A 25,943-nucleotide genomic window follows, 5' to 3' on the forward strand; every position below is an offset into this window, starting at 1 on the left:
GGTGCGGCGATGAGGGAGTCCAACACGGTGGAGCGGCGCGTGACGCTGGCCTCGCCCGAGGAGACCCATCGGCTCGGAGTCCGGCTGGGCGAGCTGCTCGAGCCGGGGGACTTCGTGGGCCTGATTGGCGATTTGGGCGCGGGCAAGACGCACCTGGTGCGCGGCGTGGCCGAGGGCGCGCGCGTGCCTCGCTCCGAGGTGGCCAGCCCCACCTTCGCGATTGTGTACCCGTACTCCGGCCGCATCCCGCTGTACCACGCGGACCTGTACCGCCTGACGGGCTACGACGACCTCTACGCCACCGGCTTCATGGACCTGGTGGGCGGCGAGGGCGCGGTGCTGGTGGAGTGGTTGGACCGGGTGCCGGAGGCCGCGCCTCGCGAGCACCTGCGAGTCACGCTGGCCCACGCGGGCGAGGACTCGCGCACCCTGGAGGCCCAGGCCTTCGGGGCCCGGGCCTCGACGCTGCTGACGTCCTGGCTGCCCTGACGTCAGGCGGCGTGCTGGCTGGGGCCGGGCGTGGGCGGCGGGACGACGTCGCCCGCGAGCTCCGGCACCCGCCAGCGGTGGAAGACGAGCCCGGCGTCCACGCCGATGACGTCCTCCTCCTGGACGGGCGCCCAGTGCGGCCCGCCGCACAGCGCCTCGCTGGAGACGATGAGCTGCTCAAGCCGCGTGCCCGCGACGGGCAGGCCGCCCAGCTCGCACCGCGCGCCGCCCACGGAGACGAAGAGCGTCCGGTTGCGCCGCGAGGCCACCATCACCTCGCCGTTGGTGACGAGGAAGTTCATCGCGGAGCGCTGCTGCGCCTGCGAGTCATCCGTGATGGCCGCCACCAGCCCCATCGTCTCCGCGAGCGCCCGCGCGACGTCCTCGACGGGGACCGAGCCGACGATGGGATGCCTGGCCGCCAGGCGGGTGAGGAAGAGGTAGAAGCACCGCTCGCTGTCCGTGGTGCCCCGGATGCCCACGCGCAGTGTCGGACAGATGAGCTCCTCCACCGCGGCGCGGTGCCGGGCGAATTCCCTCAACGTCCCATTGTGGACGAACGTCCAGCGGCCGTGGTGGAAGGGGTGGGAGTTGCGCAGCTCCACCGCGCCCACCGACGCCAGACGGATGTGCGCCACCACCGTGTGTGAGGACACACGGCTGCTGACGCGCTCGAAGTCGGGGTCACTGTGCGCGGGCCCCACACCGTGGGCCACGACAGGCGCCGCTTCGGCGCCGTAGGCGGCGATTCCCCATCCATCCTTGTGCTCGCGTGACTGGATGAGGAGCGAGTTCTTCTGCGTCACCAGCGAGGGGTGGACCGCGGAAGGGACTGACGATCTGAATCCAAAAAGTCGGCACATGGCTGCAGTTGGTACTTATAACGGCCGGCCCCGACGGGAAGTTCTCCTGCACTCCCGTGCGACGCACGTGTCACCAGTCGACGTCGCTTCACCCGCAGGAATTCAGCTCCTGCTGGACGACCACACGCCCGGCTTTCACCACCGTGCGCGCGTGCCCTATTCCTAAATGGTAGGGCAGATGGCGGAAAGACGCACAACTGAACAACACCAGGTCGCCTGCATCACCCACGGCCAACCGCCCTTGTCGTTGCAGTCCCAATGACAACGCGGCGCCACGGGTCGCGGCCCAGTACGCCTCCGCGGCACTGAGGCCGTTCTCCAGACACGCGAGCCCCAGCGCCAACGCCGTGTTTTCGCTCATGGCGGAGCCCGGGTTGACGTTGGTGCCCAAAGCGACATTGAGGCCCGCGTCGCGGATGCGACGTCCCGGCGCGTAGGGGCGCATGCGCAGGAAGAGGGTGGAGGTGGGCACGAGCACCGCGGTGACGTTGGCGGCGGCGAGCGCGCGCAGGCCGGCGTCGGTGACCTGCTCCAGGTGGTCGGCGGTGGCGGCGCCCAGCTCGGCGGCGAGCTCGGAGGCGCCGAAGGCGGTGAGCTGGTCGGCGTGGAGGCGCGGCTGCATCCCCAGCTCGCGGCCGGCGGTGAGGATGCGGCGGGCCTCGTCGACGGTGAAGGCGCTGTCCTCGACGAAGACGTCGCAGAAGCGCGCCAGGCTCTCTTGGGCGACGGCGGGCAGGATTTCGTCGATGCAGAGGCGGACGTAGTCCTCGCGGCGCTCGCGGTACTCCGCGGGGATGGCGTGCGCGCACAGCAGCGTGGGCACCAGCTCCACGGGCGTCATCGTGTTGAGCCTGCGCACCACGCGCAGCATCTTCAGCTCGGTCTCCACGTCGAGCCCGTAGCCGCTCTTCACCTCCGCCACCGTCACGCCCTGCGCGAGCAGCCGCTGCACGCGGGGCAGCGCCAGCCGCACCAGCTCCTCCTCGCTGGCCGCGCGCGTGGCGCGCACGGTGCTGACGATGCCGCCGCCGGCCTTGGCGATTTCAAGGTACGTGGCGCCCTGGTTGCGCAGGTCGAACTCCGCGGAGCGCTCGCCGGCGAAGACCAGGTGTGTGTGCGGGTCCACGAAGGCGGGGCCCACGAAGCCGCCCTTCGCGTCGAGCACCTCCGTGCCCGTTCCCACGCTGCCCGGCGGCAGCGTGGCCTCCGCGCCCACGTACGCGATGCGACCGGCGCGGATGCCCACGCAGGCGTGGGGACGCGAGGTGAGGGCGGCCTCGGCGGGCTCGCGGTGCGTGCCCTCCAGGGTGAGGACCTCGGACGTGTTTCGGACCAGCAAGTCCAGCGCATCCATGACGTCAACGACCTCCACGCACACCCACGATGGGAACGTTCCAACTGGTGCTGTCTCCGACCCGCGCGCGACCGAAGCCCCCCGACAGCTCCAGGGTGTCCAGCCATCCCCACGTGAAGCGCGCGGCGACGACACCGCCGTAGTACAGCGAGCCGTTGCTCACGCCATGCGACGACAGCGTGTGCACGGCGACGAAGGGGACCAGGCCCACCGACACCCCGGGCTCCGGCGAGAAGCTCAGGGCACACGTCGCCTCCGCGCCCGCCATGCTGCCCGGTCCGCCCTTGCTCGAGGAGATGCCGAAGTCGGACGCCCCGCGCACCGCGAGCGAGGGCGCGAGTCCCAGCTGCTCGGAGCCGATGTAATAGGACATGCCCGCGTAGACGCCGTAGCCGGGCACGGGCAGCGGCAGGAACATCTCGCCCTGCAGGCCCGTGTGCAGGTGCAGCCGCTCGGTGAGCGGCCACGTCATCGCGGCGTCGAAGGCGAGCCCCCACTGCTGGGTGGAGAAGCTCGCGTCGTCGCCGCGGAAGCGGTCATCGGTGCCGACGGAGGGCACCGTCCCCGCGATGGGCGCGCTGAGCCGGGGGCCGGTGCGGATGCCCGCCTGGAGCATCCGCTGCTGGGCCGAGCCGGGCCCCAGGCGCATCACCATGGGGCCAACGGCGGAGGGCGCACACCCCGCGAGCGCTCCGAGAGCAAGGGCGAGCAACAGCGTCAGGCTCGGGCGCGCGGGGTGGGCCATGGCGAGGCACAAGGCTACACGGTGATGCCCGGAATCTTCACGCCCCGCTCCTTGGCCACCTCGATGGCCTCGGGGTAGCCCGCGTCCGCGTGGCGCAGCACGCCCATGCCGGGGTCGCTGGTGAGCACGCGCTCGATGCGGCGCGCGGCCTCGGCGGTCCCGTCCGCGACGATGACCTGACCGGCGTGCAGCGAGTAGCCCATGCCCACGCCGCCGCCGTGGTGGAAGGACACCCACGACGCGCCATTCACCGCGTTCACCAGCGCGTTGAGGATGGGCCAGTCCGCCACCGCGTCCGTGCCGTCCTTCATCGCCTCCGTCTCGCGGTTGGGCGACGCCACCGAGCCGCAGTCCAGGTGATCTCGTCCGATGACGATGGGCGCCTTCACCTTGCCCGTGCGCACCAGCTCGTTGAACGCGAGGCCCGCCTTGGCGCGCTCGCCGTAGCCCAGCCAGCAGATGCGCGCGGGCAGGCCCTGGAACGCCACGCGCTCCTCCGCCATGTTCAGCCAGCGCTGCAGCGAGGCCTTCTGCGGGAACAGCTCGCGCACCACGCGGTCCGTGACGCGGATGTCCTCGGGGTCTCCGGACAGCGCCACCCAGCGGAACGGGCCCATGCCCTCGCAGAACAGCGGGCGGATGTACGCGGGCACGAAGCCGGGGAACTCGAACGCGTTCTCCATGCCGCCCAGCTGCGCCTGGCCGCGCAGGTTGTTGCCGTAGTCGAACACGTGGCAGCCGGCGGCCTGGAAGTCGTTCATCGCCTCCACGTGTTCAATCATGGACTCGCGCGCGCGGCGCACGTAGCCCTCCGGGTCTCTCTTGCGCAGCTCGGCCGCGGCCTCCAGCGACAGGTCCGTGGGGATGTAGCCGTTGAGCGGGTCATGCGCGCTGGTCTGGTCCGTGACGAGGTCCGGTTTGATTCCGCGGCGGTACAGCTCGCGGAACACCGAGGCCGCGTTGCCGATGACGCCGATGGAGCGGCCCACGCGCTTGGCTTGAGCCTCCTTCACCATCGCCAGCGCCTCGTCGAGGTCCTTGGCGACGACGTCCAGGTAGCGCGTCTCCACGCGGCGCTGGGCGCGCCACGGGTCGATCTCCACGCCCAGGAACACGGCGTTGTTCATGGTGGCCGCGAGCGGCTGCGCGCCGCCCATGCCGCCCAGGCCGCCGGAGAGGATGAGGCGGCCGGAGAGGTCGTCGGTGCCGAAGTGGAAGCGGCCGGCGGCGGCGAACGTCTCGTAGGTGCCCTGGAGGATGCCCTGGGTGCCGATGTAGATCCACGAGCCGGCCGTCATCTGGCCGTACATCATCAGGCCCTTCTTCTCCAGCTCGTGGAAGTGCTCCCAGTTGGCCCAGCGGCCCACGAGGTTGGAGTTGGCGATGAGCACGCGCGGCGCGTCGGGGTGCGTGCGGAAGACGCCCACGGGCTTGCCGGACTGGACGAGCAGCGTCTCGTCGTCGGCGAGGCCCTGGAGGCTGGAGACGATGCGGTCGAAGGAGGGCCAGTCGCGAGCGGCCTTGCCGGTGCCGCCGTAGACGACGAGGTCCGCGGGATTCTCGGCGACCTCCGGGTCGAGGTTGTTCATCAACATCCGGAGCGCGGCCTCCTGGACCCAACCCTTGCACGAGAGGGTGGAACCACGGGGGGCGCGGATGACGCGGGACATGAACGGACTCCTGAGGAATGGCTGACGGAAAGGCCCGGCACACTACCCGAACCCGTGGAGCGCGGGGGTAGCACCGTGAGGGCCTTCGCGCGCAGTGTCCGCTGGAGGCTTGGGGCGCGCCCCGTCCCCGAGGTGGGGACGGGCACGCTCCGTCCATGACGCGCGGGGCCGAAGCCCGCTTCAGGAGTGCAGCGAGCCGTCGTCGTCCGGCACCTGGAGCGGCGCCTGGGAGGTGGGAGGCCGCGCCACGCCCTCGCTCCGGTGGAGGCGCAGGTGGTTGAGGACCTCCTTCACGCCGAGCACCGACTCGGTGACGTCCTCGATGGCGCGCTTCTCGTCGCGGCTGCGCACGCTCCCGGCGAGCGTCACCACGCCGTCCTGCACCTGCACCCCCACGTCCGAGGCGTCCATCCACTCCTGCATCAGCCGGTCGCAGATGTCGGCGCGGATGCGGTCATCGCCTCGCTGGTAGCCGCGGGGCCCGCGTCCCTGGGGCGCGCGGGGGCGGATGGGGCCTCCGGCGTAGCCACCATGGCCCAGGTCGTGGTCATCCGCGCGCGTCGCGCTGGTGGAGAACCCCACCCGGGGCGGCGCCATGTTCTCCACGCCCGGTCCGTGTCCCGAGGGCTGGGTGCCGCCCAGCCGCACATCCGCCTCGGCGGGCCGCTCGCGAGGGCGCAGCTCCCGGAGTTCGTCCATCCACGCCTCGGGTTCATCCCAGGTATCCGCGCCGCGTCGCCCCTGGCGCGAGTGGCCCGGCCCCACGTCCCCGCGACGGAGCGAGTCCGAAGGCGCATCCCTCCAGCGGCCCCGGTGCGCGCCGCCCCTGTCGTCGGGCGGGCCGTGGCGCGAGTGGCTCGGGCTCACGTCCCCGCGACGGAGCGAGTCCGAGGGCGCGTCTCTCCAGGAGGCCCGGTGCGCGCCGCCCCGGTCGTCGGGCGGGCCGTGGCGTCGTGGCGCATCCTCGTCGAGCGCGCGGAAGGTGCCGCTCGGGCTGTAGCCCGGTCGTCGGGCAATCCGCTCCGGGTCGAAGTGCCGGGCGCGGCGGTCCATCTCTCGGTCGCGGTCGAAGTCCCGGCCATACTCGTGGGCCCGGTCCAGCGCCCTGGCCGCGTCGCCGAAGTCCCGGTCGATTTCATAGTCGAGCGAGTCCCGGTCGCCTCGGAGCGTGCGGTAGTCCCGGTCGCGGTCGAGGTCCCGGGAGGGGTGCTCGAAGTCGCGCCGGGCGTCCCAGTCAGAGCGGTGGGAGTCGCGGCCCGGACGAGCATGGTGCTCAGGGTGCTCGTGACGGGGCGGGCCCCGGTGGTGGCCCGGGTCCCCGGCGCGCCAGGCAGGCGGGCCCTCGTGTTCGCTGCGCGGGTGGCGTCTGCCTTCGTGCTCTCCGCGGCCGTGTCGCTCTTTGCCCCGTCGGTCGGGGTCATCATGGCGCCTTCCACTCATGTCATCCGCCTCCTTGGATTCCGGCTCGCGCGTGGGGTCCTGTCCTCCAGAGGGTTTTGACCGCGAGCGTTCCCGGCAACGCCGCCTCGCCTCGTCGGTCGTCCGGGCGTGGGCCGGGCGGGGAGCGGGGGCCCGACGGGCTTCGAGCAGGCGTTACCGCGAGGCCCGGGAGCGGTAGAGTCGCGCGCGCCACGAGCGGACGGTCGTCCGGAGGGCACCAGGAGAGGGCGGGCATGGCCGAGACACAGCGGGACGACGAGGACACCCGGAGTGGGCAGGGCGCGGCGCTGGCCCGGCCCCTGCCACCGGTCCAACCGCCCGACGAGCCGAGGCCTCCCCTGGTCAGTCTCCCTCCCACCGTGGCGGGTGGCGTGCCCGCCATCGTCTCCTCGATGAAGCACGCGTGGGGCGAGATGGGCCCGGTGCGCGGCACGTTCCTCCTGCACAAGGTAAATCAGAAGGACGGTTTCGACTGTCCGGGCTGCGCGTGGCCGGACCCAGGGCATCGCTCGGTGGCGGAGTTCTGCGAGAACGGCGCGAAGGCGGTGGCGGAGGAGGGCACGAAGGAGCGCGTGACGCCCGACTTCTTCCGGCAGTGGAGCGTCGCGGAGCTGTGCGCGCAGTCGGACCACTGGCTGGGCAAGCAGGGGCGACTGACGCACCCGATGGTGCTGCGCGAGGACGCCACGCACTACACGCCCATCTCCTGGGACGAGGCCTTCGCGCTCGTGGCCGAGGAGCTCAACGCGCTGGAGTCGCCCGACGCAGCGTGCTTCTACACCTCCGGGCGCACGAGCAACGAAGCGGCGTTCCTGTACCAACTGTTCGTGCGGCAGTTCGGAACGAACAACCTGCCGGACTGCTCGAACATGTGTCACGAGTCCAGCGGCACGGGGCTCGGCGAGACGATTGGCATCGGCAAGGGCACCGTCACGCTGGAGGACTTCGAGCAGGCGCAGGCCGTCTTCGTCATCGGCCAGAACCCAGGCACCAACCATCCGCGCATGCTCTCCACGCTCCAGGCCGCGGCGCGCCGGGGCTGCGAAATCGTCAGCATCAACCCGCTGCCCGAGGCGGGGCTCAATCGCTTCCGGCATCCGCAGGAGGTGTTCCAGTTGTTGGGCCCGGGAACGGCGCTCAACAGCCAGTTCCTCCAGGTGCGCATCAACGGGGACGTGGCGCTGCTGCAGGGGTTGGGCAAGGCGCTGCTGGAGATGGAGGCCGAGCGGCCCGGCACGGTGGTGGCGCGCGGGTTCATCGAGGACAAGACGCTCGGGTTCGACGCGTACGCGCGCAACGTGAGCGCGGTGAGCTGGGACGACGTGGTGGCGCGCAGCGGGGTGCCGCGACCGCAGATTCAGGCGGCTGCGGAGCTGCTGGCCCGCTCCGAGCGCATCATCTTCTGCTGGGCCATGGGCCTGACGCAGCACCGCAACGCGGTGGCCAACATCCAGGAGATCGTCAACCTGGCGCTCCTGCGCGGCAGCATCGGCAAGCCGGGCGCGGGCCTGTGTCCGGTGCGCGGGCACAGCAACGTGCAGGGCGACCGCACCATGGGCATCTGGGAGCGGCCGAAGCCCGAGTTCCTGGACGCGCTCGCGCGGGAGCTCGACTTCGAGCCTCCCCGGCACCATGGCAAGGACGTGGTGGACACGCTCCACGGCATGCACGAGGGACAGGTGCGGGTGTTCTTCGCGCTCGGGGGCAACTTCCTGTCGGCCACGCCGGACACGGAGTTCACCGCGCGGGCGCTGCGGCGCACCCGGCTCACGGTGCATGTGTCCACCAAGCTCAACCGCGCGCACCTGGTCCACGGACGGCGCGCCCTCATCCTCCCGTGCCTGGGAAGGACGGAGCGCGATGTGCAGGCGGGGGGGCCTCAGTTCGTGACGGTGGAGAACTCGATGGGCGTGGTGCACGCCACGCGCGGCGCGGTGGCCCCGGCGTCCGAGCACCTGCTCAGCGAGCCGGTGATCGTCGCGCGGCTGGCGACGGCGGTGTTGGGCTCGCGCTCGAAGGTGCCGTGGATGTCATGGGTGGAGGACTACTCCCGGGTGCGGGACTTGATTGCCCGGGTCATCCCGGGGTTCGCCGACTTCAATCGGCGCGTCCAGGAGCCGGGCGGGTTCTACCTGCCGAACGGGCCTCGGGAAGGGCGCTTCACCACGGCGAGTGGGAAGGCGCACTTCACGGTGCACACCATGCCGGGCGAGGAGTTGGAGCCCGGGCAGTTGATGATGATGACGCTGCGCACGCATGACCAGTTCAACACCACGGTGTATGGATTGGATGACCGCTACCGTGGCATCAAGGGTGGGCGGCGCGTGGTGTTGATGCATCCCAAGGACATCCAGGAGCGCGGGCTCACCGAGGGCCAGGTGGTGGACCTGACGAGCCACTTCCGGGGCGAGACGCGGGTGGCGAGGCGATTCGTGGTGGTGCCGTACAACATCCCCCGGCGGTGCGCGGCGACTTACTTCCCGGAGACGAACGTGCTGGTGCCGGTGGACAGCTTCGCGGAGAAGAGCCGCACGCCGGCCTCGAAGTCCGTGGTCATCACCGTGGCGCCGTCGGTCGAGGCGCCTTCCCTCGTCGAGGGTTCGACTTCATGAGGTCCGTGAGCGCGCATGCACCCGCCCGGTGAAGCCGCGTGGCCGGAGTCGCTCCGGCCGCTCTACGAGGAAGTCGCGAGCACTCCCGCCACGGAGGCGGTGGAGGCGTCCGCGCGCTGGAGCACGTCCTTCGCCGATTGGGTGCGCGGGGCGTCGCTGGAGGAGCGGACGCTGGCGCAGCTCGCCGCCTGGGAGCGGCTGGCCCGGGGAGAGCGCGGGCTCGGCGAGCTGTTGTTCCTGGTGGGCTCGTGCAGTGAGCTTCTGTGGCCCTATGCGGCGCCGCCGGCGGGCTTGCTGGAGCGGTTGTTGTCGCGGCAGGGCGCGATGCTGGAGATCCTGCGGGGCACGGGTGAGCCGGAGGTCGCGGCGCGGGTGCTTCGTGAGAGCGAGGCCGCGCTGTCGACGGTGCTCACGCGGTACCTGAAGCGTCACCCGGACTCGCTGCTGTCGCTGGTGGGGAACGTGCCGTGTACGTATGACGGGCATGCACTTCGCTTCCTCGACTCGGTGGAGGTGGACCTCAAGCGGGTGATGGCTTCGGGGAACAAGGCCATCGGGATGCTGGAGCAGCTGCGCCTGCTGCTGCCGGCGACGGCGGAGGCCGGGCGCGACAAGCTGGCGGACTACATCCGAACGCGGGCCTCGCGGATTCCGTGGCAGGAGGCCTCGGAGGTGCTGGCCGAGCGGCTGTTCGCGCTGGCGACGTCTCCGGATGGACGCGGGGCGATGCGCGGGTTCCTGGCGTGCTACCCGAACGGGCGCAAGGAGCCGGAGTGGTGTGCCCGCGCGGGGGTGTTGCTGGCGCGCACGCTGGAGGTGGGTGGGGCGCCCGCGGTGGTGGAGAACCTGTGCGAGCTGCTGGCGCGCTTCGATGCGCCGCCGGTGGATGGGCTGCGCGGGGCGTTGGGCGCGTTGGTGGGCAGTGACTTCGACACGCTGACGGACCTGGGGCCCGTGCGCTTCGTGCTGGACCACTGTCAGGCGAACCTGCGCAAGGGTGAGCCGGGGCTGGTGCTGACGCAGGTGTGGCTGGAGGAGCGGCTGTTCCGCGCGTCGGTGCGCAAGGGCTTGTCGGACGCGTTCGAGCGGCGCAAGCGGATGCGGGCGAAGCTGGAGCCGATGGCGACGGGCTTCGCGCACCTGTGCTGGCTGGCGGAGGAGTGCGCGGACTTGTGGCCCAAGCTGGGGTCGGAGAATCGGCCCGGGTTGGACGAGCTGGCGGCGTGGCGGGACGAGGTGGCGGAGCGGATTGCTCGCAAGCCCATGCCTCGGAAGGCGGCCATCGAGTTCTTCCTGTGGTGTGCGCCGGACGCGGCGTCGTCCGAGGCGGAGCTCGTGGTGCTGTCGCTGACGCGGACGGAGACGGACCGGCGACAGGTGCGGCGGCTCAAGGACCATCCGTCGTCCCGGGTTCGGCTGCGCGTCCGGACGTTGCAGCGCTGGTTCCAGGGGGCCACGGCGAAGGATGGCGCGAAGGCTCCGCCGCCCACGGGCGCGGTGGCTCCGGCGTCGCTCACGGATGCGTTGAGGCATCTGCACGTGACGCGTGCGGTGCCGCTGAGTGGCCGGACGTGGCTCAGGGACCGTGACCTGGAGGAGCTGCTGTTCGGCGCGGTGTCTCGCGTGGAAGCGGACTTCTCGGCGCGCTATCCGGAGCGGTTCCGTGAGGACACGGTGGAGCTGGTGGACTCGCTGCTCGAGGCGCTGAGTGGCGAGCTGGGCCGCGTGAAGGCGGACCTGTTCTCGTTGCTGGCCCAGGGCCAGCCGCCGCCGCTCGATTTCGAGCTGACGGTGCGACGTGTCGCGGAGCGGGTGGTCGAGGCGCCGAAGCCCTCGAGGCGAGGACGGGGGAGGGCGCCAGCCGCGCCCGTGGCCACCGAGGTGGGGCCGGTGGGCGTGTTGGACATGTCGACCTCCTGGGCTCCCGTGGTCGAGTCCGTGATGGCCGAGGATGAGAGCGCGCGGAGTGGGGACGAATCGCTGTCGATGGAGGACGAGGTCTCGCGCCTGTTGGAGGCGGAGGCGCTGTCGCGGGTCGAGGCTTCCGACGAAACGTCGCTCGCGGAGGTGAACGAGGGGCCTTCTGTCGGACTGGCCGTCGGGGAGTCTGTGCCTGCCGCCGATGCACGGGGCCCGCGGGAGGTGGAGGCCGTCGTCGAGAGCGCCTCCTCCATGGTCATCGCCACGCCGGCCGCTGATGGCGTGGTTGACGGCGGCTCACAGGTCGACGCCTCTGCAGCTGAGCCCTCGGCCGCCGCCGAAACGGCCCATGCGGAGGTTGACGGCGGCTCACAGGTCGACGCCTCCGCAGCTGAGCCCTCGGCCGCCGCCGAAACGGCCCAGGCGGAGCCGCTGCCTCCGCTGGTCGCGCCCACGGAGACCTCCGCTTCCGAAGCACGTCTCCCCGACGAAGACCCCTCCGCACGCTCGCGGCGCGGCCGAGGCAGACGAGGCTCGTCGGACCGGGTCCCGGACTCACGCACCTCGGGCACCGAGGTGGCGTTCATGATGAACGCCGAGGTCGACGGCTTCGTGGACACGGAGCGCGCGGTGCTCGTCCAGGTCGTGAAGCTGGAGCAACGTGGAGAGGGCCAGTGGCTGCCCCACTTCCGGCTCGGCCGTGAAATGGTCGATGGCCTGCTGTCACGCACCGACTCGGCCTACTGCCTCTTCCTCGTCCCGCCCATCCCTCGCGCCGAGTGCTGGATGCTCCCAGCCCGACTGGTGCGTGACCTGATGGACGCCCAGCGCTCCCTCACCACCGTGTCCCGGGACTCCGTGGCCCGCGCCGCGCGCTCCCTCTCCCAGTGGTGGATGGGCGACTTCGTGAACCTCTGGACCGGAGACGAGCGGACCGCGTTCCTCGAACACGTCTCCCCCGAGTCCCCGAACGCACCGGACTTCGTCGTCCGGTGCTCCTTCCACTCGGGGGCCCGCACGCCGAGGCCTTGAGTGTCAGACCGCCAGCTCCAGCTCCACCTTCTCCAGGTAGCCCGGCACGTACGCCTTCCAGCCCTTCGACTGCACCCGCCGCCGGAGGGCCTCCAGCGCGTCCGGCTCGCCGTGCACCAGCAGCGTCTGGCGCGGCGGCGAGTCGAACCCCTCCATCCAGCGCATCGTCTCCGTCCAGTCCGCGTGCGCGGAGAACCCGCTCACCGTCCGGATCTCCGCGCCCACCGGCACCACCTGCCCGTGGATGCGGCATTCCTTCTCCCCATCCAGCAGCTTGCGCCCACGCGAGCCCACGGACTGGTAGCCCACGAACAACACCGTGTTGCGCGGGTCCGGCAACCGGTGCTTCAGGTGGTGCAGCACGCGGCCTCCCGTCGCCATGCCGGACGCGGAGATGATGATGGCCGGCCCCTCGTGCAGGTTCAGCCGCTTGCTCTCCTGCGCCGACGTGACGAACCGTGTCTTCTGTGTCGCCAACGGTGACGCCCCACGCTCCACCAGCGACTTCATCACCAGGTCGTGCTCCTCGGGGTGCGCCAGGTACACGGGCGTCGCGTCACAGGCCATCGGCGAGTCCACGAACACATCCACCACGGGGATCTGCTTCGCCTCCTCCAGGTTGCGCAGGTGGAAGAGCAGCTCCTGCGTGCGCCCCACCGCGAACGCGGGAATCACCACCACGCCCCCACGGTCGAACGCGCCCTTCACCGCGTCTCGCAGCGCCTCCATCGGCTTCTGCTCGCGGTGCTGCCGGTCCCCATACGTGCTCTCGACCACCAGCGTCGTCGCCGAGTCCACGCTCTGCGGATCCCTCAAGATGGGCGCCTGATAGCGACCCAGATCTCCACTGAAGACCACGCGCTGGCGCGTGCTCTTCAAGTCGAAGACACAGACGGCCGAGCCGAGGATGTGTCCCGCCCGATAGAAGGTCAGGGTGATGCCCGGGAGGATCTCCTTCGGCCGCTCGTAGCCGAAGGTCTCGATCATCCTCACCGCGCGCTCGGCGTCCGGGACCGTGTAGAGGGGCAGGGCGGGGTGGTGCTTGGAGTAGCCCTCCTTGTTCGCGTAGCGCGCCTCCTCCTCGTGGAGGTACGCCGAGTCCGGCAGCAGCAGGGCCGTCAAATCCCGGGTGCCGGGCGTGGCGTAGATGGGGCCGTCATAGCCCTCGCGAATCACGCGCGGCAGCCCACCCGTGTGGTCGATATGCGCGTGCGTGAGCACGATGGCGTCCAGCTCACGCGCGGGGAGCGGGAGCGGTTGCCAGTTGCGCTGTCGCAGCTCCTTCTGTCCCTGGAAGAGCCCACAGTCCACGAGCACCTGCTGCCCGTCATGCTCGAGGAGGAACTTGGAACCCGTCACGGTTCCGGCGGCGCCGAGGAAATGGAGGGAGGCCATGACCCCCAGTCTACCGTGCTAGCGTGGGATGCTCATGAGTACCTCCGAGCGTCCCCCCGGGGCAGACCGCTTACCCTCCAAGGGCGAGGACGCCCAGCAGACCCGACCCACGGGTACCGGACGCCCCGGCTTCACGGGCGCGGTCCGCCGCTTCCGGGTCACGGTCCTGGAAGGCCCCCAGCCCGGCGTCTACAAAGACTCCAACGCGGACACCTTCTCCATCGGCTCGCACGGGCTCAACGACTTCGTCATCGACGAGCCCACCGTCTCGCGCTTCCACTGCGAGGTGCGCATCGAGCGTGATGGCGCCCGGGTGCGGGACCTCGACAGCCTGAACGGGACGGTGCTCGACGGGGTCCACGTGCGCGAGGCCTACCTGCGCGGAGGCAGCGTGCTGCGCCTGGGCCGCGTCAGCCTTCGCTTCGACTTCAGCGCGGAGAGCAACCGGCTGCTGATCTCCGAGCGCACCGCCTTCGGCGAGCTGGTGGGCACCTCCGTCGTCGCGCGCGCCAGCTTCGCGCTCATGGAGCGCGCCGCGGCCAGTGACGCCACCGTGCTCCTGGAGGGAGAGACGGGCACCGGCAAGAGCCGCGCCGCGCTGGCCATCCACCGCGCGGGCTCGCGTGCCGCCGGTCCCTTCCTCACGGTCGACTGCGGCGCCATCCCCGGCAACCTGCTGGAGAGCGAGCTGTTCGGGCACGAGAAGGGCTCCTTCACCGGCGCGCTCCAGCGGCGCATCGGCGCCTTCGAGGAGGCCGACGGCGGCACCATCTTCCTCGACGAGGTGGGTGAAATGCCCGCGGAGCTGCAACCCAAGCTCCTGCGCGTGCTGGAGCAGCGCGAGATTCGCCGGTTGGGCGCGAACACGTATCAGCCCGTCAACGTGCGGGTCATCGCGGCGACCCACCGGGACCTGCGCGCGGAGGTGAACGCGAGCCGCTTCCGGCCGGACCTCTTCTTCCGCCTCGCGGTGGTGCGCATCCTCATCCCCTCGCTGCGCGAGCGCCCCGAGGACATCCCCGCCATCGCCGAGCGCATCCTCGCGGGCTTCGGCGCCGCGCCCGAGCAGGTCTCCGCGCTCAACACACCCGAGTTCATCAACCAGCTCCAGCACGCCGCGTGGCCCGGCAACGTGCGCGAGCTGCGCAACCACCTGGAGCGCTGCCTCGTGTTCCAGGACGCGCTGCCGCCCGAGACCGAGACCGTGGGCGCCCAGGGTGTCATGGGGAGCCTGGTGGACCCGAAGCAGCCCTACGCGGATGCACGTCGCAGGGCGCTCGAGATCTTCGAGCGCGAGTACCTGGACGCGCTGATGCAGCTTCACCACGGCAAGGTGTCCCAGGCCGCCACCGCGGCGGAGATGGACCGCGTGTACCTCTACCGGCTGCTGCGCAAGCGCGGACTGCGGACGTAGCTAGCGCGCCGCGTGCTCGGTCACCTGGCCGGGCACGCCACCCGTGGTCCAACCCTCGAGCCGGGCCAGGGGGCTCCCCGCGAGCTGCCGCGCGCCTCGCGCATCCGTCGAGAGCGCTCCGGGCTCGGCGTGCAGATAGACGCGCGTCTCGAGCTCCGTCCCCGCGAGCTCCAGGACACGCGCGAGGAGCCGCTCGGCGAGCTGCCGACAACCCCGTTGCTCCAGCGCCCGCGCCGGCGCCTCGTCGGACAGCGCGCGCCACGCGAGCAGGGCATTGCCTCCCTCCAGCGCCAGGGTCCACCCCTCGGACTCCAGCAGCTCACGGCCCGCGTCGAGCGCGGCGTCCCTCGCGTCGAGCGCTTCGTCCGTCGGGTCCACGTCCGAGGTCGCGAAGCGCAGGTCCAGGTACAGCGCCGAGGCCCAGGTGTTGGAGTCGGAGGATGCGATGAGCGCCGCGCGCAGCGCCGCGAGGAAGCTCGTCACGTCCGGCCAACGCTCCTCGGGCCTCTTGGCCAGACAGCGTGAGACCACCGCCTCCAACGCCGCGGGCACCCGGACGTGTTCGCTCAAGCGGGGCGGAGGCGCGTGCAGGTGTTGCTCCTCGACCTCCACCGCGCTCTCGCCGTCGAACGGGGGGCGTCCCACGAGCAGCTGGTAGAGCAGCACGCCCAGCGCGTACAGGTCCGTGCGCGCGTCCACGGGTTGGCCGAGGATCTGCTCCGGCGCCATCGCCACCGGAGTTCCGAGCACCGCGCCCGCGGTGGTCAGCGCCGTGCCTCCGGACAGGGGCGCCACCTTGGCGATGCCGAAGTCCACCAGCTTCACCGTGAAGCCCTCGGGGCGCGGCAGGAACATCACGTTCTGGGCCTTCAGGTCGCGGTGCAGGATGCCCTGCCCGTGTGCCGCCGCGAGCGCGCTCCCCAGCTCCTCCATCACCGTGTGGGCCTCGGCGAGCGAGAAGGGGCCTCGCTGGGAGAGCCACCGGTCCAGGCTCTCCCCCTCCAGCCACTCCATGGCGAGCCAGGGCCTTCCGTCTCGCAGCTCCCCGTACTCCAGCACGCGGACGATGTGGGGATGGTCGAGCGCCAGGAGGGTGTCCGCCTCCTGCTTGAAGCGCAGGAGGACCTCGCTGACGTGGTTGAGGTGGGCCCGCACGACCTTCACGGCGGCGGGCGTCCGGGTGTCCAGGTGGATGGCGCGATAGAGCGACGCGGTGATGCCGGAGTGGACCCGCCGCTCCACCATCCACGCGCCGACGAGGGCTCCGGGCTCCAGCTCGTCGCCGTACAGGGCGACCTGGGCGTTGCCCTCGCGCTTTTCCCACTCACTCATTCCGGCCCTCCATCCCCTGCGCTCGCGTCCTTCCAGGACGTCCCATCGGGTGCCTATGGACCTGTCTTGGCACGCGTACTCGCGGGAGCGCCATCCGGCCACTGGCCCTTCACGGCCGACTCGAGCCCTCGCACACGCGAGGTCCAGAGTGGAGCCTCGTGTGCGGTCTGCTCCACCTCGGCCACCCGGGCACCCAGCGCTTCGTCGTCGCCCGCCGCACGGGCCGCTCGCGCCGCCCAGACGAGGACCTCCATCCGTTCATCGGGCGGCATCCGTGTTCGCGAGGCCTCCACCTGGGCCTCCCAATGCTCGCGGGAGTAGGGCACCGAGGCAGAGGCCTCGGCGACCACGCGGCGCACCACCTCGCCCATGAGCTGGTCCGCCGACGTGAGGCGCACGCGTGAGGCCTGTTCATCGAGCCACGCGAGCTGCTTCGTGGCCTCGGACAGGTCGCCCAGCTCGCAGCACAGGCGCGCCACGAGCAACGCGTCCTGCGCCATGGAGTGGGGGAAGCAGCGCTGGCTGAGCACTCCCGCGCGTCTGGCCAGCGGCAGGGCTTCTTCCGCGAGGCCCTGGTAGCCCAGGAGCACGGCGAGGTTGAACGCCGAGGTGCGCTCTATCTGCACGTTGCCGAGCTCGCGTCCCAGGCTCACCGCGCGTTCCAGGTCCGTGCGCGCCCCCGCCACGTCGCGACGCTGGACGTGGAGCACCAGGCGGTTGTTGAGCGCGACCCCCAGGTGCAGCGTGTCTCCGGTGGACTCGCACAGTGCGATGGCCTCGGCGAAGCGGCGCTCGGCGTCGTCGAGCTGCCCCGTCCAGCCCAGCATCGCGCCGAGCATGGCCAGGGCGATGGCCTCCGTCTCCTCGTCGCCCGTCGCGCGTGCCAGCGTCACGGCTTCTTCGAGGGGCGCGATGGCCCCCGTGATGTCCTCCCGACGCACGAAGGCGCGCGCCTTGGCCAAGGCGTGGCGCGCGGCCAGCTCGGAGGGGACGGGTTCTCCGAGCAGTTGGAGCGCCTGTTCCTGCAGGGCGGTGGACTCGTCCGTGTCGTCCCGCCAGTCGAGCGCGGTGGCTTCCTCCAGGAGCAGGTCCGCTTCGCGCAGCACGGCGCCTCGCGAGACGGCGATTCGCCGCGCCTCACGCAGGTCCTCGAGGGCGTCGTCGATGCGCTGGAGCCGGTAGCGGACGCGGCCCCGGCCCGACAGCAGCTCCAGTCGACGCACGTCATGCTCGCGAGGCGCGCACTCCAACGCGGCGGAGAAGTGGCGCTCTGCCTCGAGCAACCGGTGTCCACGGCGGCTCGACTCCGCCAGGGCGTGGTGGAGCTCGAGCGCCAGGATTGTCTCGCCCGCGCCCTCGGCCCATCGGGCGCGCCGGGGCAAGGGGGCGTCGGGCAGGGACTCCAGGGCGGCGGAGCAGATGCGGCGACGGAGCGCTCCAGGCAGCCTCGCGGCGAAGGCCTCGCGCAACAGGGCGTGCTCGAAGCGCCAGCGGCGGGGGCCTCGGGGCTCGAGCATCCCGAGCCGCGCCAGTCGCTCCAGTCCGACGCCCGGGTCCAGGGAGAGGTCCAGCGCTTCGCTCCCGTCGAGCCGGGTGAGCGTGGCGGACAGCTCCTCCCAGCGCACGTCTTCGCCGAGCACGGCCGCCACCTGGAGCAGCGCGCGCAGCCCGGAGGGCAGGGCGAGGAGGCCGCGCTCCGCCACGCGCTCGTCCGGGCTCTCCACGGCCAGCGCATCCAGGGCCTCCGCCGCGAGATAGCCTCCTCCTCCGGCGCGAGTCCGGATGGCGCCGGCGGCCCTCAGCGCGCGGACCGTCTCCACCAGGCGCAGCGGCGAACCGCCACAGCGCTCCACCAGCTCACGGAGCATGCTCTCCGCGGGGACATCGACGGGACGCAGGAGCTGCCGCAGCACATGGCTCGCGGCTTCGTCATCGAGGGGCGCGAGCGTGCGCCGGGCGCTGTCCGCCGCGCGCTCCCCGAGGTATGGGCGCAGCTCCAGCAGTCGAGGGCGTCCAGTGAGGACGATGCAAAGCGGCGAGGTGAGGCCGGAGAGCGTGGCCAGCTCCAGCGCGTCGAGCGCGGTGGGGTCCAGCGTCTCCGCATCGTCCACGAGCAGCACCAGGGGGCGCTCCTCGGCACGGCGGCGCAGGTGCGACGCGAGCGCTCGTGCGAGGTGCTGCCTGCGCGCCGCGGGATGCGCGGTCGCCAGGTCCAGCGTCGTGTTCGTGCTCTCGATGAGCCTGCGCACCCCTTCGTCAGAAGAGGTGGTTGGCGGCAGGCCGAGGAGGGTGGAGATGAGGTGACCCAAGCCACTCTCGGTGGCGCTGCCTTCGTCCCGCTGCGCTCCCACCAGCAGGGTGGACAGAGCGCCTGCTGTCAGCAGCTCACCGTGGAGCTCGGTCAACAGCCGCGTCTTGCCGAGCCCCTCGTCGCCCAGCAGGGTCAGCAGCATGGGCGAGCGCTGCTCGCGCACCTTCGTGATGCGCGCGCGCAGCCAGTCCAGCTCCGCGTCGCGGCCCTGCACGGTGGCGATGGGGAGGGGGGCGAGGTCCGATGGCGTGGGTGTGCTGACAGGGTCGAGCGCGCCGAGTCCTTCACGTGCTTCGGCGGTCAGCAGGAGTGTGTCGGATGGGGCCGCGGGCTCGGGCCACCACCTGCCCTCCTGTTCGAGCGCGACGCCACCGAGAACCCATCGGCCACCTCGCTCGCGCACGCGGAGCCGTGCCTGGTGCACGACGCGCATCGAGCCGGGAGGAAGCTGGCTCGTCAGGGCTTCCGCGGCCTTGAGCGCGGCGCGCAGCCCCGACTCGACCTGGGGCTCATGGGGAAACGCGAAGATGGCGAGCCCCGGCTCCATGCGCGCCAGTTCCGCGCCGGTGCTGGTGAGCAGTCCCCGCAGCGTGGGGACATCGAGCGGCGTCTTGACGCCCAGCAGGGCGACGTCCCTGGCTCGTTGTGCGGAGGTCTCCGAAAGGCCCGGGGGGCTCTCACCCGTCGTGGCGACCGTGCGCGGTTCGGGAGACTCCAGCACTGGCGCGGAGGTCCCCATCGGGACCCCGTCCGCGCCTTGCGTCGCGCTGAGTAGTGGCGGGGTAGAGGCCCTCGAAATGGTCTCGGCTTCGAGCGCATCCGCCACGTCCGCCCGTTGCGTCGAGCTGAGTTGCGGCGGTGCGGCGGTCCTCGCCCCGGTCTCGGCATCGAGCGCATCCGCCACGTTCGCCCTTTGCGTCGAGCTGAGTTGCGACGGTGCGGAGGTCCTCGCCCCGGTCTCGGCATCGAGCGCATCCGCCACGACCACCCTTTGCGTCGAGGTGAGTTGCGGCGGTGCGGAGGTCCTCGCCCCGGTCTCGGCATCGAGCGCATCCGCCACGACCGCCTCTTGCGTCGAGCTGCCCCGTGGCCTCCCAGAGGTCCCCTTCCGCGGCACGGCTTCGAGCGCATCCGCCACGCCCGCCGCGCCGGGCCCGCGCTCCTCCGGGGCCTTCGCCAGCAAGCGGGACACCAGGGCATCCAACTCGAGCGGCACCGCCCACGGCGCCAGCTTCGAGAGCACCGGTGGCCTCCGGGCGACATGCGCCTGGAGGACCGACGCGGTGTCTCCCACGAACGGCGGACGCCCACACAGCAGCTCGAAGAAGACGACGCCCAACCCGTAGAGGTCCGCGCGCGCATCAATGGCTCGCGCATCGAGGCACTGCTCGGGCGCCATGTACTCGGGCGTGCCCAGGCGCTGCCCGGTCCTTGTCACCGTCGGCGCGGGCGCCGCGTCCCGCTCCGCGCCCAGGCGCGCCAGCCCGAAGTCCACCAGGACCAGCCGCTCTCCGGAGAGCATGATGTTCTCCGGCTTGAGGTCGCGGTGCACCACTGCCGCGGCGTGCACCCGCGCCAGCGCGCGCGCCAGGGCGAGCATCACCGGCCTCGCCTCCTCCCACGGCATCGCGCCCGACCGGGGCAGCTCCGCCAACCGCTGCGCGAGCGTCTGCCCGGCGATCAACTCCATCACCACCACGGGCTCACCCGTCAGCGTGCGGGCCTCGCCCAGCAGCTCCGGCGTCACGGGCGGGCCGATGCGTCGCAGTGCCTCCAGCTCCCGCGCCAATCGTTCCGCGGCGAGCGGCTCCAGCACCTTGAGGGCCACGGGCCGGCCGTCGGACTCCCGCCGCGCCGCGAGCACACGCCCGAAGCCGCCTCGTCCCACGGAGACGCCCCGCTGGTACCCCGGGACGTCCGGAAGGGGGGCCGGGGGGACTCTCGGCGGGAGCTCGGCCGAGGGGTGGAGGGGACAGTGCTCCACCACACGGCGATGACAGGCGGGACAGCGCATCGATGGCGGCGGCGAGGGGGGAGAGAGAGTCCGACGTGCGAGCGGGCCCGTCGAAGCATCGCCTCTCGGCGGCATGGACGGAAGACCTCCCCCGATACGCCCCCGTCCATCCGTCAGGCGCCGGTCGGGGCCATCAGCCCTCGTCCCGGCGCGCTTCCGGACGCATCCTCAGTCACTCATCTCCGGCAGCTCCTCCGGCAGATTGTCCGGATCCAACCGGAGGATGATGCACAGCCGTACCAGGGTGGAGATGGTGGGCACCATCACCCCGCGTTCCACTCGGGAAAGAACCTCCACGGGCATCTCCAGGCGCTCGGCGACTTCCTCCATGCCGAACCCCTTTGCCTGGCGGGCGGCCTTCAGTGCCGCCCCGAGCACCTCGGCCCTTTCCGCGCGACTCGTCTTCATGGATGCGAGCATGACGCCATCCGGCCCGCTCGTCATCCAATTCACCACATGCTTTGTCGCCGACGCCCGGCCTCCAACACTGACGTGGGGCTGGAGTCGGAGCCGGGGAGGCCTCGGCCGGCGGGGTGCCCGGCGCAGGGTGGAGTGCCACCCTGGAGGAGGGCTGGGCGCCTGCCTGGGGCGTGCCTAGGCTGCCTGAATGGGGGCTGTGGCATTGGCGCCGGGCGAGGGCTGTGTTAGGCCGCCCCTCCCTCGTTGGCCTGCCCAGGAGTCAGGAGAAGCGAATGGCCCGTCGCCACGTCCGCGTCGTCGGTGCGATGCTCGAGAACGAGCAGGGACGCTACCTCATCACCCAGCGCCCCCCCACCGCGTCGCTCCCCCTGCTGTGGGAGTTCCCCGGCGGACGGGTGGAAGAGGGGGAGAGCGACCCCGAGGCGCTCATCCGGGAGATCCACGAGGAGATGGGAGTGGCCGTGGAGGTGCTCGACCAGGCCATGCACACCCGCCACGAGTATCCCACCTACGACATCGACTTCCGGGTGTTCCGCTGCCGTCTGGCCGAGGCCGAGCACCACATCCGCCACCTGCGCGTGCATGACCACCGCTGGGTGACGCTGGAGGAGATGTCGCAGTACCGCTTCCCCGACGCGGACGCCAAGACGCTGGCGAAGCTGTTGGACCTGGACTCCTGACGTGTGGCCCCGCTGGACCTGGGCCCTCCTCGTGGGGATGGGGCTCGCCGGTTGCTCCAGCCCCAAGCCCCTGCCGCCCGACTCGGGCGTCGAGGACGCCGGCGCCCAGCCCCCGGCGACGGGCCTGCCCGGGTGCACCTGGTACGGCGTGCCGCTGCGCAGCGGTGAGGTGCCCTCCGAGCTGCCGGAGCTGTCCGGCCTGGCCGCCAGCCGCCGCTTCCCCGGCGTCTTCTGGGCCCACAACGACTCCGGCAACGACTTCGAGCTGTTCGCCATCGACGAGACCGGCCGAGTGCGGGCCCGGCTGAAGCTCACCGGCGCCCAGCCCCGGGATCTGGAGGACGTGGCTGTGGGGCCGTGCTCACCCGGGGAGACGCGCACGTGTGTCTTCCTGGCGGACACGGGCGACAACTTCGAGATTCGCGACCAGGTGCGCCTGTACCGGCTGCCGGAGCCGGACGCGCTCGGCGACGCGACGGTGGCCGTGGAGGTGCTGGCCTTCACCTATCCGGACGGCGCCCATGACGTGGAGGCGCTGGTGGCGGACGCGCGCTCGGGGCGGCTCATGGTCTTCACCAAGACGCGGCGCTCGCTGGGGGAGGTCTTCGCGCTGGACGGCCTGAAGCCCGGCGCCGCCATCCAGGCGACGAAGCTGGGAGCGCTGGAGGCGCCCGGGGGCGTGGACCGCGCGACGACGGGCGCGTCGCTGCAGGCCTCCGGACAGCGGATGCTGATTCGCACCTACTCGCGCGTGTGGGAGCTGCGCCAGCCGGGGGCGGAGGATTTCGAGTCGCTCTTGAAGGGCTCGCTCGTCGAGGTGCCGGGCGGACCCCAGGCCCAGGCCGAGGCGGTGTCGTACCTGTCGGATGGCGAGGGGTATCTGCTGGGGACGGAGTTCACCGGTCAACCGTTGTGGCGCGTCGGGTGTCGCTGATCTCGCGACTCGGGTGCGTCCGGGGTGCAGGGAAACCGTCCAGCGGGTTGACGCTCTGGCGCCGGTGAACATCTTTGCCCGGCTGAGTGTGACGCCATCCGGGCACGGGGCCCGAATGAGCGGGGAGGGGGAGGGCGAGCGTGCCGACGATGAAGCCACAGGAGCTCCCGCCGGGTGTGGGCCCGCGGGGAAAGAAGTCCGACAAGCCAGGGACGCCGGGCAAGGGGTTCAAGTTCGGCTCACCGCTGGGCTACATCCTGCTGCTCGTCCTGGGCTTCCTTCTCTTCCGGAACGTGTTCCAGGACGCGGGCGTCCGCCGGGTGAGCTACAGCCAGTTCCGGGACGCGGTGGAGTCCGGCAACTTCAGCCGGGTCCAGATCTCCAACGAGTGGGTGAAGGGCTTCCTCAAGGACACCGCCCAGCCGCCTCCGCCGGCGCAGGGGGATCGTCCGCTGCGAGGCGAGCCCAGCGCGTTGCCGTGGATGGCCTACCGCGTCCAGGGGGACGAGTCGCTGGTGCCGCTGCTCGAGCAGAAGGGCGTCCAGTTCGAGGCGGTGCCGCAGTCCGGGTTGGGCGAGGCCCTGTGGATCTGGCTGTTGCCGCTGGGGCTGTTCTTCCTCTTCTGGAGCTTCATGATGCGCCGGGTGGCCGGCGGCATCGGCCAGGGTCCGCAGAGCGTCATGAGCTTCGGGAAGACGCGCGCCAAGGTGCAGGCGGAGGCCGACACCGGCGTGGGCTTCAAGGACGTGGCGGGCGTGGACGAGGCGGTGGACGAGCTGCGCGAAATCGTCGAGTTCCTCAAGACGCCGGAGAAGTTCCGCCGCCTGGGTGGCCGCATCCCCAAGGGGGTGCTGCTGGTGGGCCCGCCGGGCACGGGCAAGACGCTGCTGGCGCGCGCGGTGGCGGGCGAGGCGGGCGTGCCGTTCTTCAGCCTGTCCGGCTCGGAGTTCGTGGAGATGTTCGTCGGCGTGGGCGCGGCCCGCGTGCGCGACCTGTTCGCCCAGGCCACGGCCAAGGCGCCCTGCATCATCTTCATCGACGAGCTGGACGCCATCGGCAAGAGCCGCAACTCGGGCGTGGCCGGCGGCCATGACGAGCGCGAGCAGACGCTCAACCAGCTGCTCGCGGAGATGGACGGCTTCGACAGCCGCGCGGGCCTCATCATCCTGGCGGCGACCAACCGTCCGGAGATCCTGGACAGCGCGCTGATGCGGCCGGGCCGCTTCGACCGGCAGGTGCTGGTGGACCGTCCGGACAAGCGCGGTCGCGAGCGGGTGCTGGAGATCCACGCCCGCGGCGTGAAGCTGGGCCCGGACGTGGACCTGAAGACCATCGCCTCGCGCACGCCGGGCTTCGCGGGCGCGGACCTGGCCAACGTGGTGAACGAGGCGGCGCTGCTGGCGGCCCGACGCAACCGCGACGCGGTGATGCGGGCGGACTTCGAGGAGGCCATCGAGCGCGTCGTCGCGGGCCTGGAGAAGAAGAACCGCCGGATGAACGAGCGCGAGAAGGAGATCGTCGCGCACCACGAGGCGGGCCACGCGGTGGTGGGGTGGATGCTGCCGCACGCCGAGCGGGTGACGAAGGTCTCCATCATCCCGCGCGGTCTCGCGGCGCTGGGCTACACCATGTCGCTGCCCCTGGAGGACCGCTACCTCATGTCGCTGGACGAGCTGCGCGACAAGATGGCGGGGATGATGGGGGGCCGCGCCGCGGAGGAGATCTTCATCGGCGAGGTGTCCACCGGCGCGTCCAACGACATCCGGCAGGCCACCGAGGTCGCGAAGATGATGGTGCGCGACTACGGCATGAGCACGCTGGGGCCCGTCGCGCTCAGCGCGGACCACGGCCCCAACTTCCTGCGCTCCGCGGGCCTGCCCGAGTCGCGGACGTACTCGGAGCAGACGGCGCGGATGATCGACGAGGAGGTGCGCAAGCTCGTCAGCGAGGCGCTGGACCGGGCCCGGGAGGTGCTCAGCAAGCACCGGGACAAGGTGCAGGCGCTGGCGGCGCGGCTGCTCGCGGTGGAGGTGGTGGAGGAGGACACGATGGTGACCATCCTCGGCCCCAAGGTGCTGGCGCAGCGGGGGCTGTTGCACCCCGAGGCCCGCCAGGTCATCTCCGCCCACCCGGTGGGCAGCAACGAGGAGCCGCCTCCGCCGACGCAGCACGCCGACAAGCCCCTGGACTCGTAGCCGACGTCCGGGCGCCTGCTCTCCGGCCTGGCCCACGCCCCCCGCCACCGCGCATTCCTGCGGTGTCCGGGGGGCGAAATTATCTTGAGACCTAAAGGAGGCGTCGCCGTGGAGAACAGGATCGGCAAGAGCTACATGGCCCGGAAGGCCCTCTTCGCGAAGGGGCTCAAGGAGGGGCGGCTCACGGTTCAGGAGATAGAGGAGGCGCTGCCGGCGGGGACGTTGACGGCGGCGGAGCGCTGGCTCCTCTACTACTCGCTGCGGGCCGCCCAGGTGGAGATCATCGACGAGGTGACGGGACAGGTCGACCATGGGTTCATGGCCGAGTCCCCCGCCGCCCAGGAGCACTAGCTCCGCTCGTTGACACGCACTCGCGCGCGGTTAGGTTGCGCCTGTTGACGCCTACCCGCGCGTGAAGCGCGCTCTTCCACCTCGACTTCAGGTTCGACATGTCCGGTCCCTCGCACTCCGACCCCTCCCAGGAATCCCAGCACGCCCAGTCCGCCAACGGCGGAGGTCCGCCGGGCCCGGAGGCCGGTGCGGCGGGCGAGGCCGAGGCCAGGACGCCCGCCGATGACGTGGTCTCCGAGGCGGCCGACGCGGAGAAGGAGCGGCTGCGCGCCGACCTGGAGTCCTCCCGGCGCCGGGTGGACGAGCTGGCGCGCGCCTACCAGGCGGTGAACAAGGACCGCGAGGAGTTCAAGCAGCGGCTCACCCGCGAGCGCGAGCGGATGATGGACGTGGAGCGCGGCAACGTGGCCGTGGCGCTCCTGGAGGCCATCGACGAGCTGGACCGGGCGCTCTCCATGAGCGGCCAGGACAACTCGCCCCTGGCGCAGGGCGTGCGGATGATCCGCGACTCGCTCTTGAGCAAGGCCCAGGGCATGGGCATCGAGCGCATCAGCGTGACGGGGCAGCCGTTCGACCCCAACGTGGCCGAGGCCACGGACATGGAGATCACCACCTCGCCCGACGAGGACCAGAAGGTGGTGGCGGAGATTCGCGCGGGCTACCGGCTCAAGGAGCGCGTCATCCGCCCGGCCCGGGTGAAGGTGGCCAAGTACGTGGCGCCCGCCCAGGCCTGAGGACGTCCCCACCGGAAAACGAGGAAGACGGCGGCGGG

Annotated in this window: 18 protein-coding genes; 9 read left to right on the forward strand and 9 right to left on the reverse strand. The window is 71.4% G+C overall.

The features are described 5' to 3' along the window. Positions 1-9: 9 nt before the first annotated feature. Positions 10-489, forward strand: a complete 480-nt coding sequence (gene tsaE / locus K8640_RS14265; RefSeq protein ID WP_223747534.1) for a tRNA (adenosine(37)-N6)-threonylcarbamoyltransferase complex ATPase subunit type 1 TsaE — start codon at positions 10-12, stop codon at positions 487-489. 2 nt (positions 490-491) lie between these two features. Here tsaE and K8640_RS14270 read toward each other — a convergent pair whose 3' ends face one another. The 5 genes from K8640_RS14270 to K8640_RS14290 form a co-directional block, all read right to left on the reverse strand. Beyond that, positions 492-1,352: a class II glutamine amidotransferase gene (locus tag K8640_RS14270; RefSeq protein ID WP_223747535.1), complete on the reverse strand. Its 861-nt coding sequence runs from the start codon at positions 1,350-1,352 to the stop codon at positions 492-494. A gap of 88 nt (positions 1,353-1,440) precedes the next feature. Continuing rightward, positions 1,441-2,706, reverse strand: coding sequence for an imidazolonepropionase (gene hutI, locus K8640_RS14275; RefSeq protein ID WP_223747536.1), 1,266 nt, complete (start codon positions 2,704-2,706; stop codon positions 1,441-1,443). Between the two features lie 4 nt (positions 2,707-2,710). Beyond that, positions 2,711-3,451, reverse strand: a complete 741-nt coding sequence (locus K8640_RS14280) for a hypothetical protein (protein WP_223747537.1) — start codon at positions 3,449-3,451, stop codon at positions 2,711-2,713. Between the two features lie 14 nt (positions 3,452-3,465). Next, positions 3,466-5,121 carry a urocanate hydratase gene (gene hutU, locus K8640_RS14285; RefSeq protein WP_223747538.1) on the reverse strand — a complete coding sequence of 552 codons (1,656 nt, stop codon included), beginning with the start codon at positions 5,119-5,121 and terminating at the stop codon, positions 3,466-3,468. A 180-nt stretch (positions 5,122-5,301) separates the two neighbouring features. Next, positions 5,302-6,561, reverse strand: a complete 1,260-nt coding sequence (locus K8640_RS14290; RefSeq protein WP_223747539.1) for a BON domain-containing protein — start codon at positions 6,559-6,561, stop codon at positions 5,302-5,304. Between the two features lie 233 nt (positions 6,562-6,794). On the opposite strand from K8640_RS14290, the gene K8640_RS14295 reads away from it, so the two are divergent. Both K8640_RS14295 and K8640_RS14300 read left to right on the forward strand, forming a co-directional pair. Further along, positions 6,795-9,173 (forward strand): FdhF/YdeP family oxidoreductase, encoded by a 2,379-nt coding sequence (locus K8640_RS14295; RefSeq protein ID WP_223747540.1) that lies wholly within the window; start codon positions 6,795-6,797, stop codon positions 9,171-9,173. 15 nt (positions 9,174-9,188) lie between these two features. Then, positions 9,189-12,125 carry a hypothetical protein gene (locus K8640_RS14300; protein WP_223747541.1) on the forward strand — a complete coding sequence of 979 codons (2,937 nt, stop codon included), beginning with the start codon at positions 9,189-9,191 and terminating at the stop codon, positions 12,123-12,125. Positions 12,126-12,128: 3 nt separating this feature from the next. Here the strand turns inward: K8640_RS14300 and K8640_RS14305 are convergent, their stop codons facing one another. Beyond that, a complete protein-coding gene (locus tag K8640_RS14305) occupies positions 12,129-13,520 on the reverse strand; it encodes an MBL fold metallo-hydrolase RNA specificity domain-containing protein (protein WP_223747542.1) in 1,392 nt (463 codons plus the stop codon). Positions 13,521-13,554: 34 nt separating this feature from the next. On the opposite strand from K8640_RS14305, the gene K8640_RS14310 reads away from it, so the two are divergent. Further along, positions 13,555-14,934, forward strand: coding sequence for a sigma 54-interacting transcriptional regulator (locus K8640_RS14310; RefSeq protein ID WP_223747543.1), 1,380 nt, complete (start codon positions 13,555-13,557; stop codon positions 14,932-14,934). On the opposite strand, the gene K8640_RS14315 is transcribed toward K8640_RS14310, so the two are convergent. The 3 genes from K8640_RS14315 to K8640_RS14325 all read right to left on the reverse strand — a co-directional run bounded on the left by K8640_RS14315 (position 14,935) and on the right by K8640_RS14325 (position 21,011). Further along, the gene (locus tag K8640_RS14315; protein ID WP_223747544.1) at positions 14,935-16,266 is read right to left on the reverse strand and encodes a serine/threonine-protein kinase; all 1,332 of its coding nucleotides are present in this window, start codon (positions 16,264-16,266) and stop codon (positions 14,935-14,937) included. A gap of 53 nt (positions 16,267-16,319) precedes the next feature. Then, positions 16,320-20,465: a protein kinase domain-containing protein gene (locus tag K8640_RS14320; RefSeq protein ID WP_407940306.1), complete on the reverse strand. Its 4,146-nt coding sequence runs from the start codon at positions 20,463-20,465 to the stop codon at positions 16,320-16,322. Between the two features lie 294 nt (positions 20,466-20,759). Beyond that, positions 20,760-21,011 carry a helix-turn-helix domain-containing protein gene (locus K8640_RS14325; protein ID WP_223747546.1) on the reverse strand — a complete coding sequence of 84 codons (252 nt, stop codon included), beginning with the start codon at positions 21,009-21,011 and terminating at the stop codon, positions 20,760-20,762. 272 nt (positions 21,012-21,283) lie between these two features. On the opposite strand from K8640_RS14325, the gene K8640_RS14330 reads away from it, so the two are divergent. From K8640_RS14330 to K8640_RS14350, 5 genes are all read left to right on the forward strand, one after another. Continuing rightward, entirely contained in the window at positions 21,284-21,691 is a 408-nt protein-coding gene (locus K8640_RS14330; protein ID WP_141328948.1) for a (deoxy)nucleoside triphosphate pyrophosphohydrolase, read from the forward strand. Positions 21,692-21,728: 37 nt separating this feature from the next. Next, complete coding sequence (locus K8640_RS14335; RefSeq protein ID WP_223747736.1) at positions 21,729-22,625, forward strand: hypothetical protein; 897 nt, start codon at positions 21,729-21,731, stop codon at positions 22,623-22,625. Positions 22,626-22,774: 149 nt separating this feature from the next. Further along, complete coding sequence (gene ftsH, locus K8640_RS14340; protein WP_223747737.1) at positions 22,775-24,820, forward strand: ATP-dependent zinc metalloprotease FtsH; 2,046 nt, start codon at positions 22,775-22,777, stop codon at positions 24,818-24,820. Positions 24,821-24,928: 108 nt separating this feature from the next. Beyond that, on the forward strand, positions 24,929-25,171 hold the full coding sequence (locus K8640_RS14345) for an RNA polymerase sigma factor region1.1 domain-containing protein (protein WP_046714502.1): 243 nt from the start codon (positions 24,929-24,931) through the stop codon (positions 25,169-25,171). A 98-nt stretch (positions 25,172-25,269) separates the two neighbouring features. Continuing rightward, entirely contained in the window at positions 25,270-25,905 is a 636-nt protein-coding gene (locus K8640_RS14350) for a nucleotide exchange factor GrpE (protein ID WP_223747547.1), read from the forward strand. Positions 25,906-25,943: the final 38 nt, after the last annotated feature.

The organism is Myxococcus sp. XM-1-1-1 (assembly GCF_020037095.1).
Taxonomy (GTDB): Bacteria; Myxococcota; Myxococcia; order Myxococcales; family Myxococcaceae; genus Myxococcus; species Myxococcus fulvus.

Coding starts and splice junctions, on each gene's coding strand:
- tsaE (WP_223747534.1), top strand. CDS start 10: ATGAGGGAGTCCAACACGGTGGAGCGGCGCGTGACGCTGGCCTCGCCC.
- K8640_RS14270 (WP_223747535.1), bottom strand. CDS start 1,352: ATGTGCCGACTTTTTGGATTCAGATCGTCAGTCCCTTCCGCGGTCCAC.
- hutI (WP_223747536.1), bottom strand. CDS start 2,706: ATGGATGCGCTGGACTTGCTGGTCCGAAACACGTCCGAGGTCCTCACC.
- K8640_RS14280 (WP_223747537.1), bottom strand. CDS start 3,451: ATGGCCCACCCCGCGCGCCCGAGCCTGACGCTGTTGCTCGCCCTTGCT.
- hutU (WP_223747538.1), bottom strand. CDS start 5,121: ATGTCCCGCGTCATCCGCGCCCCCCGTGGTTCCACCCTCTCGTGCAAG.
- K8640_RS14290 (WP_223747539.1), bottom strand. CDS start 6,561: ATGAGTGGAAGGCGCCATGATGACCCCGACCGACGGGGCAAAGAGCGA.
- K8640_RS14295 (WP_223747540.1), top strand. CDS start 6,795: ATGGCCGAGACACAGCGGGACGACGAGGACACCCGGAGTGGGCAGGGC.
- K8640_RS14300 (WP_223747541.1), top strand. CDS start 9,189: ATGCACCCGCCCGGTGAAGCCGCGTGGCCGGAGTCGCTCCGGCCGCTC.
- K8640_RS14305 (WP_223747542.1), bottom strand. CDS start 13,520: ATGGCCTCCCTCCATTTCCTCGGCGCCGCCGGAACCGTGACGGGTTCC.
- K8640_RS14310 (WP_223747543.1), top strand. CDS start 13,555: ATGAGTACCTCCGAGCGTCCCCCCGGGGCAGACCGCTTACCCTCCAAG.
- K8640_RS14315 (WP_223747544.1), bottom strand. CDS start 16,266: ATGAGTGAGTGGGAAAAGCGCGAGGGCAACGCCCAGGTCGCCCTGTAC.
- K8640_RS14325 (WP_223747546.1), bottom strand. CDS start 21,011: ATGCTCGCATCCATGAAGACGAGTCGCGCGGAAAGGGCCGAGGTGCTC.
- K8640_RS14330 (WP_141328948.1), top strand. CDS start 21,284: ATGGCCCGTCGCCACGTCCGCGTCGTCGGTGCGATGCTCGAGAACGAG.
- K8640_RS14335 (WP_223747736.1), top strand. CDS start 21,729: ATGGGGCTCGCCGGTTGCTCCAGCCCCAAGCCCCTGCCGCCCGACTCG.
- ftsH (WP_223747737.1), top strand. CDS start 22,775: ATGAAGCCACAGGAGCTCCCGCCGGGTGTGGGCCCGCGGGGAAAGAAG.
- K8640_RS14350 (WP_223747547.1), top strand. CDS start 25,270: ATGTCCGGTCCCTCGCACTCCGACCCCTCCCAGGAATCCCAGCACGCC.